The sequence below is a fragment of the Bacteroides cellulosilyticus DSM 14838 genome (assembly GCF_000158035.1).
Taxonomy (GTDB): domain Bacteria; phylum Bacteroidota; class Bacteroidia; order Bacteroidales; family Bacteroidaceae; genus Bacteroides; species Bacteroides cellulosilyticus.
The window spans coordinates 940405-954586 of record NZ_EQ973490.1 but is presented as its reverse complement, the minus strand read 5'-3'; the positions used below and the strand labels follow the sequence as shown (position 1 = coordinate 954586).

12 protein-coding genes are annotated in these 14182 nt (G+C 46.9%); 9 read left to right on the top strand and 3 right to left on the bottom strand.

From position 1 onward, the window contains the following. The 8 genes from BACCELL_RS08275 to BACCELL_RS08235 form a co-directional block, all read left to right on the top strand. Positions 1–272: hypothetical protein (locus BACCELL_RS08275; protein WP_007211246.1), on the top strand; the 272-nt coding region annotated here is incomplete at its 5' end. Between the two features lie 58 nt (positions 273–330). Next, positions 331–879, top strand: coding sequence for a hypothetical protein (locus tag BACCELL_RS08270; RefSeq protein ID WP_007211245.1), 549 nt, complete (start codon positions 331–333; stop codon positions 877–879). A 147-nt stretch (positions 880–1026) separates the two neighbouring features. After that, positions 1027–1899 carry a BMP family ABC transporter substrate-binding protein gene (locus BACCELL_RS08265; protein WP_007211243.1) on the top strand — a complete coding sequence of 291 codons (873 nt, stop codon included), beginning with the start codon at positions 1027–1029 and terminating at the stop codon, positions 1897–1899. Further along, on the top strand, positions 1880–4018 hold the full coding sequence (locus BACCELL_RS08260; protein ID WP_007211242.1) for a C13 family peptidase: 2139 nt from the start codon (positions 1880–1882) through the stop codon (positions 4016–4018). Before BACCELL_RS08265 ends, BACCELL_RS08260 begins: the two co-directional genes overlap by 20 nt. Beyond that, the gene (locus BACCELL_RS27320) at positions 4015–5097 is read left to right on the top strand and encodes a hypothetical protein (RefSeq protein WP_007211241.1); all 1083 of its coding nucleotides are present in this window, start codon (positions 4015–4017) and stop codon (positions 5095–5097) included. Before BACCELL_RS08260 ends, BACCELL_RS27320 begins: the two co-directional genes overlap by 4 nt. Positions 5098–5140: 43 nt before the next feature. Continuing rightward, positions 5141–5992, top strand: a complete 852-nt coding sequence (locus BACCELL_RS08245; protein ID WP_157133891.1) for a hypothetical protein — start codon at positions 5141–5143, stop codon at positions 5990–5992. A gap of 38 nt (positions 5993–6030) precedes the next feature. Further along, entirely contained in the window at positions 6031–6513 is a 483-nt protein-coding gene (locus BACCELL_RS08240; RefSeq protein WP_007211239.1) for a hypothetical protein, read from the top strand. A gap of 27 nt (positions 6514–6540) precedes the next feature. Then, positions 6541–7287 (top strand): M15 family metallopeptidase, encoded by a 747-nt coding sequence (locus BACCELL_RS08235; RefSeq protein ID WP_007211238.1) that lies wholly within the window; start codon positions 6541–6543, stop codon positions 7285–7287. A gap of 89 nt (positions 7288–7376) precedes the next feature. Here BACCELL_RS08235 and BACCELL_RS08230 read toward each other — a convergent pair whose 3' ends face one another. From BACCELL_RS08230 to BACCELL_RS08220, 3 genes are all read right to left on the bottom strand, one after another. Further along, the gene (locus BACCELL_RS08230; protein ID WP_007211237.1) at positions 7377–9662 is read right to left on the bottom strand and encodes a GH92 family glycosyl hydrolase; all 2286 of its coding nucleotides are present in this window, start codon (positions 9660–9662) and stop codon (positions 7377–7379) included. A 233-nt stretch (positions 9663–9895) separates the two neighbouring features. Beyond that, entirely contained in the window at positions 9896–11656 is a 1761-nt protein-coding gene (locus BACCELL_RS08225) for an AAA family ATPase (protein WP_007211236.1), read from the bottom strand. A 125-nt stretch (positions 11657–11781) separates the two neighbouring features. After that, the gene (locus BACCELL_RS08220; protein ID WP_007211235.1) at positions 11782–12420 is read right to left on the bottom strand and encodes an HU family DNA-binding protein; all 639 of its coding nucleotides are present in this window, start codon (positions 12418–12420) and stop codon (positions 11782–11784) included. Between the two features lie 338 nt (positions 12421–12758). Here BACCELL_RS08220 and BACCELL_RS08215 point away from each other — a divergent pair, with 338 nt between their 5' ends. After that, entirely contained in the window at positions 12759–14033 is a 1275-nt protein-coding gene (locus BACCELL_RS08215; protein WP_007211233.1) for a VapE domain-containing protein, read from the top strand. The last annotated feature ends 149 nt before the right edge of the window (positions 14034–14182 follow it).

Sequence of the window (14182 nt, the reverse complement as noted above, 5' to 3'; positions counted from 1 at the left end):
AATTCCGCGATATAGGCACGAGCACCTACTACGAACGTATAGGCGGAAAAGAATTGCGTATCGATTATGACTACTGGGGAGCCAGAGATTACGAAGGTTGGGAGAATGTATTCCAATCATATGAAGGTATCGACGGAGAGTCATACAACGACTACAGCGCTTTCACTTTAAACCCGGATGGCACTCTGACCGCCTATTCGCTCGACTTCTTCGACGCTGGTGGCGAAGGTGTGGCAGACGTGGGACGCAAGGATATATTGGTGCGTGAATAAATCAGGTGAAATAACCATTTACAATATCAAATACAGAAATTTAAAAAAATAATTAAAAATGAAACAGAAAATTTTAACGATCATGTTTGCTTCAGTGATGGCAATGCTCGCTTTCACTGCTTGTAGCAACGACGATGAGCCACAAGAACCATCTGGAGAAAAAATGGTGGAGAATATCGACAAGATAATTGCCGACCAAGCTGAAGCCGGAAATCTTTATCTGAAAAAGGATGATGCTACTCGGCTTATATTGGTTGCAGACTCAAAGGAGGCAGCCCATGAATTGTGTGAGAAGTTCATTCTCAACCAATGGGACGGAAAGCAACGCACTGTCAAGCTCCCTGACAACTGCGGCACAATCTCACTTATGCCGGGGACAGATGAAAGCGTCTTTTACACTATTTCGTTCAATGCACTCAAGAATTTCAGAGAGCCGGTTATGACAGTCGTAATTGTTCCAGAGGAATACCTCAGCGGGGATAATCTTGCTATAGACCAATACTTCCCGGCAAGGTGGACTGAAGAATGTCCCCAATGCGGTCATAAGTGGAAAACATTTGCATCCGGACCCTATAAATGCTCTAAATGCGGATGTGAGTTTGAATAGTATGTATAATCCTGTCCGTATTATTTTGGCAATGACAACGCTCCTGGTAACAGGAGCGTTGTCATCCTGCAATCATGCCGATGAGTTGGAGCCGGTTTCTCTGGCACCACAGATTGTTTTTCTTTTTCTCCAAGCGGATTGGGCGACATGAGCTATAACGACTGCATCCTTGAAGGCGTTCAGAAATTCAAAATGGAACATAAAGAGATTGACATTTATATCTATTCGCCCGAATCATTGCTTGAAGCCGAGAAAATCTTCTCCGACTGGCTCAAACGACCGGAAAGCGAAATTCCGGTGTTGTTTGTTTTGGGTAGCAGCGATTATGAGCCAATGGCAGAACTTCATCTGGCGGAGCACGACTTGACACCCAACAAAAGTATCCTGCTTTTTGAAAGCCGGAAACAATATAAAGCCGAGAACATTCATACATTCCAGATTTCAATGTTCGGAGCTTCATACCTCGCAGGAGTATGTGCAAAACAATGTTCAGAGATGACACCTCTGATTTTGCTTGCTAATAATACCGACAGTCCCATCAACATAGCCAAAGACGGTTTTATTGCAGGCTACGGCAGTGACTGCAATGTGGAGTATCTTGCGGATGATTGGACGGGATATGTGTCGGCTTCGCTCGCTTACCGGAAAATGAGTGATTGGGTGGTTGATTACGACTTCATTTTCCCAGTGGCAGGTGGCTCTAATGCCGGTATATACCGCTACTCCCGGGAATTTGAGTACTCACCATTTCTGGTGGGCATGGATATCGACCAGTCAAGTCTCTCCAACCGAATCACTGGCTCGGTTATTAAGCATATCGACCAATTGATTTACAGGTATCTGACGGAATGGGTAGTCACGGGGATTATGCCGGAGAACCAACTTTACGGTCTTGAAAGCGGGTATGCCGACTGGCTGGTCGCCCCCCGATACGTGAATGATTTCAGCAGCTTAGTCAATGGAATGCGTCACCAGGCTATTCTTTTTGAGAAAGAGTATTATGAAACGAGTGGTTATTAAACTTATTGCGCCGCTCCTCTGCCTGATTGGTCTGTGGAGCTGCTCGGACGATGAGCCTTCTTATTCTCCTGACAACAAGCAGTGGACAGAGAAGGTTGTTGCCGTGGTGCTTCCCATGGAGAAAGGGCTTGATGTACATTGGAAAAGGACATTGGGAATGTTTACAACCAACTTTGAGCGTGCATTCAAAAACCACGAAGCAGGTATAAGGTTAAAGTTTGAATACTACGATGAGGCAAAGGTCGATGTGCAAGAACTTGCCCAATCGCTGGCATTCAACGATGAGGTGTATGCCGTAATCGGTGGGCTGTATTCATCCAACGCGGCAATCCTCGCGGCAGAACTGACTCTTGTGGGCAAAACATTCTTCACTCTCGCCACCGCCGAACAACTGGTTCGTGCATATGCATCGACAGGCTATCTCTGGGCGATGACCGAGACCGACATTACGCAATGTGAGGTGCTTCTCTCCAAGGTGATTAACTATGAGGGTGAAAGCGTGGCGCTTTTGGCCAAGGAGAACGACAATTACGGACAAACGTTCATTGACTGGTTCGCATTTCAGGCACGCGAACTCGGACTGAAAAACATGGGATGCTATACTTACACCTCCGAAAATGTAGCTGATGTGTCTCGCCAAGCCATGCAGTCAGGTGCAGAATATGTGATATGCATCCCCTCTGAAATAGAAGAGATGGGACCGATGCTTGAAGCGCATAAAACACAAAGCCTGAACGGGTGTAGTGTACCGAGAATGCTGTTTTCGGATACTGCCTACGGTGCGGATGTGCTCAAGATTCACGGTGATGCAGCTGAAGGTATAGAGGGAGTCGCATTTGGTGCCGATCCTGAATCGGGATTTGACGTGAGTTACAAGACGTTTTTCAATGCCACACCTACTCTTGGTGAGTCACAGCTCTACGATGCTGCAATGCTCATCGGCTATGCCGCATGGTACCAGCAGTTCAAACCGGAGTTGTCGTTACAAAAATCATTAAGGGCCGTTGTTTCGGGTGAAGGCTTGAACATGGGTAGCTGGACAGGTGAGGATATGGGGCTTGTGGTGGATGCGCTTGCTGCCGGAAAGTCACCATATGTTCGGGGAGCTTCAGGGCATTTAAGGTTCGATGCTAAGGTGTTTACCAATGTACTTGCCACCACCTACTATAATTTCAAGGTTTACAACGGACAGTATATCATCCTTGACTATAACACCAGCGACGGAGGGAACCGCACGGATGCGACACTTGCCGGTTGGAACTGGAAAGCCTCTCAGATGCAGGATTTCAACAATTCAGGGGAATTCAATTACCCTGCACATACCGGCAACTGGGCACTCCTTGTTGCTTCCTCCAAGGAATGGACCAATTACCGCCATCAGGCAGATGTGCTCGCTATCTATCAGCAGCTCAGACAGGCCGGATATACCGACGACCGTATCATTCTCATTGTCGAGGATGACATAGCCGATAATGTCTCAAATCCCAACAAAGGAGTTATACAGGTGACTATTGGGGGAAACAATGTGTATGAGAATGTAGAGATTGATTATCGTATGTCATCGTTGAAGGCAAAAGATATACTTGCTATTCTGAATGGACGAAAAAGCGAAAGTCTGCCCACAGTAATCGAATCTACTGAAAACGACAACCTGTTCGTTTTCTGGAGCGGACACGGTGTACCGGGAGCCATGTGCTGGGATGAGGAGCCTTACGCCATGACAGGCGATGACCTGTCCACTGTTTTTAAGGATATGAACCTCAAAAGGCGTTACCGTAAACTTCTCATGATGGTGGAGGCATGTTTTTCGGGTGGTGTGATGGAGCAGTGCGAGGGCATCCCCGGAATGCTGTTCATCACTGCGGCCAACGGTGACGAAACATCCAAGGCTGATGTCTTCAACGGAGAGATGAAAGTGTGGATGAGCAACCGTTTCACCTCCACTTTTATCGAACAAATAACCGATAACAAGGATGTAGCTATGCGCGACCTTTATTATCGGCTGTTCATCAATACTGTCGGAAGCCATGTAATGGTTTATAATGCCGAAAACTATGGCAATCTTTATTCAGCCAATATGTCAGAATTTATAAATTTCAAAAATGATAAATCAAAATGAAAAGTTCAATCAAAAGAATGTCAGCACTGCTGACGATGATGGCTGTCGCCATTCTTACTTTCACCTTCTCCGGTTGCAGTGACGATGACGATCCTGTGACAGAAGTGACTTACACATACGGCTTCTCCAACATGTCGGCATCGCATCCCGACTTTCTTGAAGAGATGAGCAAGATAGAGAAAGGCTTCCAGTCAGCTCTTGGTATCACCGGCAAACCTTTCACCAAGAAAGGTTCGATAGAAGAGTGTGACAAGCAGGTTTACGAGGCTTGCCAGAGAGCATTCGATTCGCTCAAAGGCGAGGCGTGGCAAGGGGATTACACCTTTCAGGTTACGAACGTGGGAACGGGAAAGGTTGTGTGTACGGCTATATTTAGTGCTGATGACGAAAACTTGACGATTTCGACTATCGGCAACAAGGCGATGGAGGATGCCGATACGGGTGACTTCTACTTCTCCGACGGCTCCTTTGCCGACAAATCTACCGAATTGGCATCCTGGCAGAAAGCCGCCTGTATAGGGGTGGTGCTTAAAAAAGGCCGCGACGATTCCGGCGACTTGGTTGACAACGGCAACTATACATTGAAAGACGGTACGACTCCGATGCAGAAAGTTCACGGTTATGTGCTTGCTCTCCGTGATGCCAATGGCGGCTGCCAATGGGGGAAGTTATGGACCGAGGTAGGTTGCGACAGAAATCAGACTACCGGTTTCAATGGCTACAGCAGCACGCAGACCATTGTAGCATTCAATAAAGACAAAAACTGGAATCTTTCAGATGCATTCCCTGCCGTCTATCATGCCGTGAATTATGAAACTGTATGTCCTGCGCCATCCCAAACCAGCGGTTGGTTTCTTCCTTCCGGCGGACAATGCCAGTATTGGCTCGAAAACAGGGATGTCATATTGAGGAGTATCCAAAATGCCGGAGGCGACGGATGGAAAGACTGGTATTGTTCAAGTTCGGAAATGAGCGACAGTCCTGAACGCAACGCTTACTACTTGAGTATGCGATACGGTTACATGGACGACGACCTTAAGGACTTCAGCTGTGCAGTTCGCGCGTGCTTAGCTTTCTGACCTATTTAACAATAATACGATACAATAAATAATGAAAATCAAAATGAAAAGTTCAATCAAAAAAATGTCAGCACTGTTGATGATGATGGCTGTCGCCATTCTTGCTTTCACCTTCACCGGTTGCAGTGACGAAGCGACACCCGAATCTGATGATAAAATCCTGAAACCCGTCGCCGAGAATGTTATCGGCAAGTGGAGCATGAAGGAGAGCTACAAAAAGCTGGATGGCAAGTGGGTGGAAGATCCCATCCCCGAAGGTCAGGGACAAACCTATACTATCCGCACGGACGGCACAGTGCTGAGCGCATTTACGGCACCCGATGGCTACACGAAGCTCAACCTGGGCGAATGGAAGACAGACGAAGCCGCCAACAAACTGACACTCGGAACAATGACCGTAGATGTACTCAGCCTGAATGCCACTTCATTTGAAATGGGGTACGGCGAGGCTCTCGATGCGGAGACAGGCGAATTGATGGATGGTGAGTTCAGATGGAAATACTCCCGCATGGATGAAACACAGAAGACGCTTGCCGAGAAGCTCATAGGCAAATGGAATTACTCTAAGAGCTACGAAAAGATAAACGGTGAGTGGGTGGAGATTCACTCCGGAATGCAAGATGAAGGTTGGTTTTTGGGCGAAACAGACATTCTGTTTTGTGAGGACGGTTCATCTACCGTATACGCACGTTTCGGTGAGCATGAAAGAACGCTCAGCATGTACTGGCGCGTGAACAATGCTACCGGTGAACTGCGCATGGTGACTAAAGACGGACAGACTATGGAATTAAATGTAGCGATAGAAGTAGACGGAACACTCTCGGTATTCTATAACCTTGAACCTTCTACGGGACAGACTGTCACCAGAGAGTTTAAGAATGTATTAATTCGCTGAAATCAGAAAAAATATAAACAATAAATCATCATTTTATTATGAAGCAACTATTTTATATCGTCAGTATCGTCTTGATGACAACAATTGCATTTGTATCATGCAAAGGAACAACAAACAAAACAAATTCCACAGAATCCGGAATGCCGGATTTCGTTGGCACATGGCATTATGAAACAGTGACTCAAGCCGTGCTGGGAGCCGTTTCTGATACCGTAGTTTTCGACTACATCAATAACCCGCATGAACAGCAATTCTACGAAGTCTATACTCCGGACAGTATAATGACCTTCTACACCATCCAAAATGATACGCTGTTGAATAAGCTACGGTTTCGATATGCTTTCCGCAACGATACCCTCTATATGTCAGACCCCAATAAGCCGGTACAAACCGTACATGTAAAGAGCTTTACAGACAACACTGTGACCATAGACTACATTCGCACTTACCGCGACACTCTCTTCTACTGTACCTCCACTACTCGTCGCAGCGAACTGCCGACGTGGAAATTTGAGAAGTAAAGACAAATAATAAGTACATTAACAAATATGATAAGAAGAAAATACCTGCTGCTCTTTGTCGTGTCCTTTACCTTGCTCTTGGTTGGATGTGACAACGACCTCGGACATCAAAGTCCTAACGATGAGTGGATAGCCGAAACTTTGGTGTCCGAAGTTGACGTAGAACACTCCGGTGTGGATGCCTGGTTCTATTCGGAAGCTATCAGCGACCAGATATTCAGCCGCATGTGGCTCAAGTCATGGAAAGAGAACTGTCCTTTGAATCGGTCCGAACTGCGTTATCTAAAAGTATTGCATCGCAACGCTGACGGCAACCCCCAACGGGGTGAGATGGTGGTGAACGCCGCCATTGCCGATAAAGCGATCGACATATTTCGACAGCTCTACCTGGCGGACTACCGCATTGAGCGGATGGTGCTCATTGACAACTACGATGCCGACGATGAAAGTTCTATGCGTGCCAACAACTCCTCATCGTTCAACTTCCGCTTCATGACCGGCTCCACTACCAAGATTTCCAAGCACGGACTTGGCCTTGCCATCGACATTAATACGCTTTACAATCCATACGTCAAGGAAAAAGCTGACGGTTCCTGGCACATAGAACCCGCTACCGGTGAGCCATACGCTTTAGACCGTGATAACAGGACGGATATACCGTACAAGATAGATCACAACGACCTGGCATACCGGCTCTTTACGGAAGCCGGATTTGAATGGGGAGGAGACTGGATCTCATTGAAGGATTACCAGCATTTTGAGATTGACCTATAACAATTGTATGTCGAGATACCATTGTTGCTGAAGGCGTGGGACTGGAGAAAGTTGCTATTTTTCTTTTCATATTGTTTGATATATCATGATTATTCCTCTTTATCTGAGAAAGAATAGGGGAAGCTATCTGGTTCTGTTCCGCGTTTATAGTTGGGTTGGCTGTCCATGTCGAACCTGATTTTGGCACCTTTTATCAATAAGGAGTGGTTCAGATAATTCTTGTCATACTTCTTGCCATTGTATCGTACATCGCTGATATAGCGGTTTTCATCGCTGTTTAGGGGCGCAGAAATCTCGATAGTTTTGCCATTTTCCAGATGTATCTTGGCATTTCTGAAGAGTGGTGCGCCCAACACGTATTCGTCCGTACCCGGGCAGACGGAATAAAAACCTAATGCCGACATGACATACCAGGCTGAAGTCTGTCCGTTATCTTCGTCTCCGCAATATCCGTCAGGGGTTGGCTGGTAAAGACGGTTCATCACTTCGCGTACCCAATACTGTGTTTTCCAGGGTTGCCCGGCGTAGTTATAGAGATAAATCATGTGTTGTATGGGCTGGTTGCCATGTGCGTATTGCCCCATGTCAATGACCTGCATTTCGCGCATTTCGTGTATCAGGCTTTGCCGGGTATTAGTGTTTGCGCCGAATACGGGCGGCGTAGTAAATACAGAGTCGAGCATAGCAACAAAGTTCTTGTCACCTCCCATCAGGTTAATTAAGCCCCGCATATCATGGAATACGGACCAGGAATAATGCCAGCTGTTTCCTTCAGTGAAAGGTCCCCACCATTCCACCGGATCGAAGTGCTGCGGGAAGTTGCCGTTGCGGTCTTTGCCGCTCATCAGGCGGTAAGGAGCATAGAACAGGTTCTTATAGTTCTGGCTGCGTTTCTTGTAGATGTCCAGTTCCGATGCGGGTCTGCCCAGTTTTTTCCCCATCTGATAGATACACCAGTCATTGTAGGCGTATTCAAGGGTACGGGCGGCACTTTGACCGATATCGGAAGGTACATATCCCAATTCATTGTATTCCTTGTAGCCCATGCGGCCGGAAGAAGGAACCGTGGGATGCTGGTTGTTTGCTCCATGCAACAAACCTTCATACATTTTCTCGGCATTCTGTTTGATGTTGCCTTTCACATAGGCATCTGCCACTACTGATGCGGAATTATTGCCTACCATGCAGTCGTGATGTCCCGGACTGGCCCATTCCGGGAAGAAACCACTCTCCAGATAGGCATTCAGGAAACCTTCTTCCATTTGTCGGCTCATGGAAGGGTATATCAGGTTAATCATTGGGAGTTCTCCGCGGAAGGAATCCCAAAAGCCGGTATCTGTAAAGAAGCGTCCGGGCATCACCTTGCCGGTGTGCGGGCTATAATGCAGGATGTTTCCCGCCGCATCAATCTCATGGAACGTCCGGGGAAATAAAACGCTGCGGTATAAACAGGAGTAGAAGGTGCGAAGTTGATCTTCGCTGTCCGATTCAACCTCTATTCGTCCGAGTACTTCGTTCCAGCGTTCTTTACCTTTCAGCTTTAGTTCTTCCAGATTCATTGAACCGAGTTCTTTCAGATTCTGTTCAGCCTGTTCGGGACTGATGAAGGAAGATGCGATTCGGGCACATACTTTTTCTCCCTTGCGGGTGGCGAATCCGATAATGGCGCCGGCATGATTTTCTTTAACGTCTGGTTGGCCTACTTTGATTTCACCATTGCTTACGGTTGCTGAGTAAGTGAAGGGCTTGTCGAAAGTAATGGTGAAGTAGTTCTTAAAGTTGGCCGGTACGCCACCGCTGTTTTTGGTCGTGTAGCCGATGATCTTATTCTCGGCCGGAACAACTTTCACATACGAACCATTGTCGAATGCATCAATTACTACATAAGAATCCTTGCTCTCGGGAAAGGTAAAGCGGAATATGGCTGCCCGCTCCGTAGGTACAATTTCTGTTGTAATATTGTGATCGGAGAGGAATGCGCGGTAGTAATAGGGTGTAGATACCTCAGATTTATGATTGAACCAGCTTGCACGCTTGTCCTGGTCGAATACGGGCTCACCTGTAATGGGCATGATGGCGAACTGTCCGTAGTCGTTTATCCAAGGGCTGGGTTGATGTGTTTGTTTGAAACCTCTGATACGGTTAGATGCATAGGTATAAGTCCATCCTTCTCCCATCTTTCCGGTTTGTGGGGTCCAGAAGTTCATCCCCCAGGGCATTGCGATGGCAGGATAGGTATTACCATTGGATAATTCGAAACTGGAGTCTGTCCCTACTAGTGGGTTTACATAGTCTACTATATCTTTCTTGCTTTGGGAGAATAAGAGAGAACTGGCTCCCAATAAGAATGATAAGAAAAGAATCTTTTGTTTCATGTTATTGGATTTATTGATATAATATTTCCTGCAAATATGGTGGTTTATAGTGATTTGCGTGTTATACATTTGTGACGTATATGTCTTCTTTCGTGACAATTAAAAAGAACTTTGCAGATAATTCAGTACGCACTGATTATCTGCAAAGTTCTTTCATCTTTCATTGTTGTCTCATTCATTGGCTTTTCCGCTGAAACTGCCGTCTGAAGGATGGGGAAGTGCTTTCAGGAAGATTACATTACTTCCTCGCACACCCGCATTTCCATCCCTTTATATACCACTACAATCTTGTGCAGTTGGGTGTGGCCGATGGCACGTTTCACTGTGTCCGTGTCGGCGTAGCGGTTGGCTTGGACAATGGCTTCTTGGCGTAATTCTTCCACGCGTGTTTCGGGGTCTTTATACTTGGCATACTTCAGTTCCACGATGTAACTGTGCGTCATGTCGGAGTAAATCTCCAGCATCGGACAGAGGAAGATGTCGACATATCCAGCCTGCGTGTCCTGTTCGGAAATGGGACGATAGAAGCGGTTCTGAGCAGTCATGGCGAGGGTGAAACCGTGGACGAAGAATTCGCCCTTTTGCTTGTCGCGCTGTGAGGCATAACGTTTCAGGCAGTCGGCGATGTAGTCGAAGTAAGCTTTCCAATCACCCCGATAGGCTAATGCGCTGGATAGTTCGCTCTTTTCATAGCTGCTGAAGCTCAGGTCGGCATCGTTGTAGGTATTCAGCAGATAGGTGTAGAGTTGTTCCTGTACCACCATGTTGGGGATGGTCAGTTTGGTTTTTCCTTCGTGCATGCCGCTGATGGTGAGCATCCCGAAATAGTAGAGCAAGCTCACGAAATTATCAGGATTGGTGATACTGGCGGCAGGGAAGCCGTCTTTCAGATCACCGGTGATAAATCCCTGGCTCACTAAAGTCTGAATGATGGAAGCGTCATGGGCAAATTCCTTGTCCTTGCGGATAAGCATGCGCAACTTCTCGTAGTCGATGCGGATATTGCTTTCTATCATGTTTTGCGGTGCTTTACCGCGTATAATGTAGTTTTTGACGAAGTAGAGCACCATATTGGAATTGTACATTGTGGTTTCACCGTAACAATCCTGCGCAAAACAGTAATTGTCGTACCATGGTTTCATCATTTCTATCAACTCGTCAACGGTATGATGGAAAGGGCTGGTGGTAGAATAATAAGTCAGCATTTCGCGTACTTCCTCTTCCGTGAAACCCATCATTTGATTGAAATCCGGTGAGAGTGAGTAGTTAGTACCGATGTTGAATCCGCTGGTCAGGTCGTCCATCGTCACGGGGCTTACACCGGTGATGAAGCAACGCTCGATACTGGAATAGGTGCCTGCTTTCACCTTGTTGAATAGATTCCGCAAATAACCTTCGCCATGCGTCTCGTCAGTGTATCGGCGTAAACTTTCGGGATTGGAAAGGATAGCATTGGTGAAGTGGTCGTATTCATCGATGAAGAGATACATTTTCTGTCCGGCACGCTCGCATGCCTGATAGATGAACTCCAGTTGCGCTACAGCTCCGCTTTTGGTGTGCAGTTCTTCCCAGGTGTCCGGGGGGAGGAGGTCGGCATATTTCTTACAAAAACTCTCGATGGTAGTACCGCAGTGTTCATCCAACCCTTTGCGGTAATCATTCAGCTCGCCGCTGATGCCGGAAAAGTTGAGATAGAGCACGAGGTAGCTATTTCGGTTCGGTGTGGGGTGTTCACCAATGTAGAGGCCACCAAAGAGGTCATCGAACTTATCGCGGGTGTTTACATCGTAGTAGTGTTGCAATATGTTCAGTGTCAGGCTCTTGCCGAAGCGTCGCGGACGGATGAAGAAAAAGAAACGATCCGCCTGTTCTATCAGGGGGATAAAGCGGGTTTTGTCTACATAATAATAGTCTTCGCGGCGAATAACCGCAAAGTTCATCATTCCGTAGGGAAGTCTCTTTCTGTTCGGTACTATATATTCCAATGGATCCATTTTCTGTCCTCCTACTATTGTTTTTTAATCTGTTGCTTTGTCACATAACGACACAAAGATAACAAAAGTTCTTATAGCGACGATGCGTTTTCTTTCACTTATTTTGAAGGGAAGTGTTTCTAACTTTATCTCTTGAGTTCCGCATCCCTCGACATACCGTAATATCCCGGCATGGGGCGATAGATCGGCTGTGCGCGTCTTCCTACATTTGTCAGTTTGCCCTCTTTTTGCAATCGTTGCAGATGGTTGTTGGCGGTGGTGCGTGCCATGCCGCATAATTCCTGGAAATCGATGTGAAGCAGCAGTTCATGTTCCGTGAAATACTCTTTCAAGCGCATATCTATCTCTACTTCGGAGAGTCGCAGGGAGTGGCGCGTGTATTTACTTTGGGTGGCTGTAACACCTGCCAGTGCGGCTTTCAGACGAATGTCCGGGCGAAAACTAACACCTTTCAAGCGTAGTTTCAAATGCTTGTTCTTGGTCTTGCGGGTCACTTTCTGTGTGGCCTCCAAAGTGGGGGAAAAATAGCCCAATCCCTCGATGTGCACCTCCCGACCTTCGCGTAGCTCTTCTCCGCAAAGCTGGGTCAAAGTGTCTATTGCACTTTTTGCATCACCCACGCTGAGCGAACTGCGTTCGTGTACCCGATAATATAATTGCTCCATGCTCACTTTGCCGTTGAGCAACGGGCGGGGATGCAGCCCTCTTTCTTCCGATTCCCCTTCCGCGTTGGGGTTCTCGTACCAATCGTAAACTATTGCCATAATGCTTGTTTCTTAATGCTTTAAATGTATATACTTGTTGACTCGAAGGTGCTGTCTTGAAAGTGAACCACTGGAGTCGGTCGAGTGAATGACTGGAGTTGGTAGAATGAGTGACTGGAGTTGGTCGAGTGAACAACTGGAGTGGGCCGTTTATAAGTCAGCATACAAAGATAGTGATATTAGTAAGATTTACCTATGAAAGTCCTTACTTTCTTTCTAACTGTGTTCTCTGGAAAATAGTTGATGGAATGCTTGCAAAGCGCTTTCTCGTTGTAGTAAATTCGTAGCGTTGGTACTGACAAAACGAAACCTGTTTACTATTAAAATGAAAAGAAGTTATGAAAAAGAAATTAATGACATTGGAACAACGTCGCTTGTTGCGCGAGGCACAACAGTTGTTGGCTTTATCGGAAAGGCAGAAAGCGAAAAAGAAAACATCGGAGGCGTCGGAATCCGGAGACAACACGAATACAACGGTTCGCCTGACGAGACAGGTTATGGATTTTCTGACGAAACGTTATGATTTCCGTTATAATCTGTTGACGGAAGAGACCGAATTCCGTCCTGCCGGGCAGCGTGATTTCGCTTTCCTGCCTGTCGGTAAGCGAAACCTGAACGCTTTCTGCATTGAGGCTCATGCTGAGGGTATCCCTTGTTGGGACAAGGATTTGAGTCGCTATATCTATTCTACTTACATTCCCGATTATCACCCCTTTCAGCTCTATATGGAGGAATTGCCGCAATGGGACGGCGTTGACCGGCTGACACAGCTCGCCTTGCGGGTTTCCGACTGTCCGCATTGGGTGCAGGGATTTCACATCTGGATGCTGGGGCTTGCCGCGCAGTGGTCGGGGCTGGCAGGCATACATGCCAACAGTGTAGCGCCTATTCTTGTAAGTCAAGAGCAGGGACGGCAGAAGTCCACATTTTGTAAGTCATTGATGCCGATGGCTCTGCGGCGATATTATGTGGATAATTTGAAGCTTACTTCGCAAGGGCAGGCGGAACGCCTTTTGGCGGAAATGGGCTTGCTGAATATGGACGAGTTTGATAAGTATGCCGAAAGCAAAATGCCGTTGCTGAAGAACCTGATGCAAATGTCTGATTTGAATATTCGTAAGGCCTATCAGCAGAGCTTCCGCCAACTGCCTCGTGTCGCCTCTTTTATTGGTACCAGTAACCGTTTCGACTTACTTACCGACCCTACGGGAAGCCGCCGTTTTCTTTGCGTGGAAGTGGAGCGGGTGATTGATTGTACCCATATAGAACATGACCAGATTTATGCACAACTGAAGGCGGAACTGCTTGCGGGGAGGCGCGATTGGTTCACCAAAGAAGAGGAACAGGTGTTGCAGGTGCAGAATGAGGCGTTCTACCGTGTTTGTCCCGCAGAGGATGTTTTTCATAGTTATTTTCGTGTGGCGAATTCCGGTGAGAAGTGTATCGGTCTTACGGCTGCCCAGATTTTCAGGGAACTTCAGCAAAAGAATTCCGCTGCCATGCGCAGCGTCAATCCTATGCGCTTCGGCCAAGTGCTGCTGAAAGCGGGGGTGGTGCGTCGGCACACAGAGTATGGAAATGTGTATCAAGTGGTTAGGAGGCTGTGCGACTGATGAATGTTTCTGCGGTTGTGGTGACGGCTGAAAGCTGAAAGTATCCCCTAAAGGGATGCTTTCAGCGTAAAGGTCGATAAATAAGGGAGATAGGATTATGAAAGCTATATGAAGCTGAATTTATTTACTTGATCTTACGTGCTCCTTTT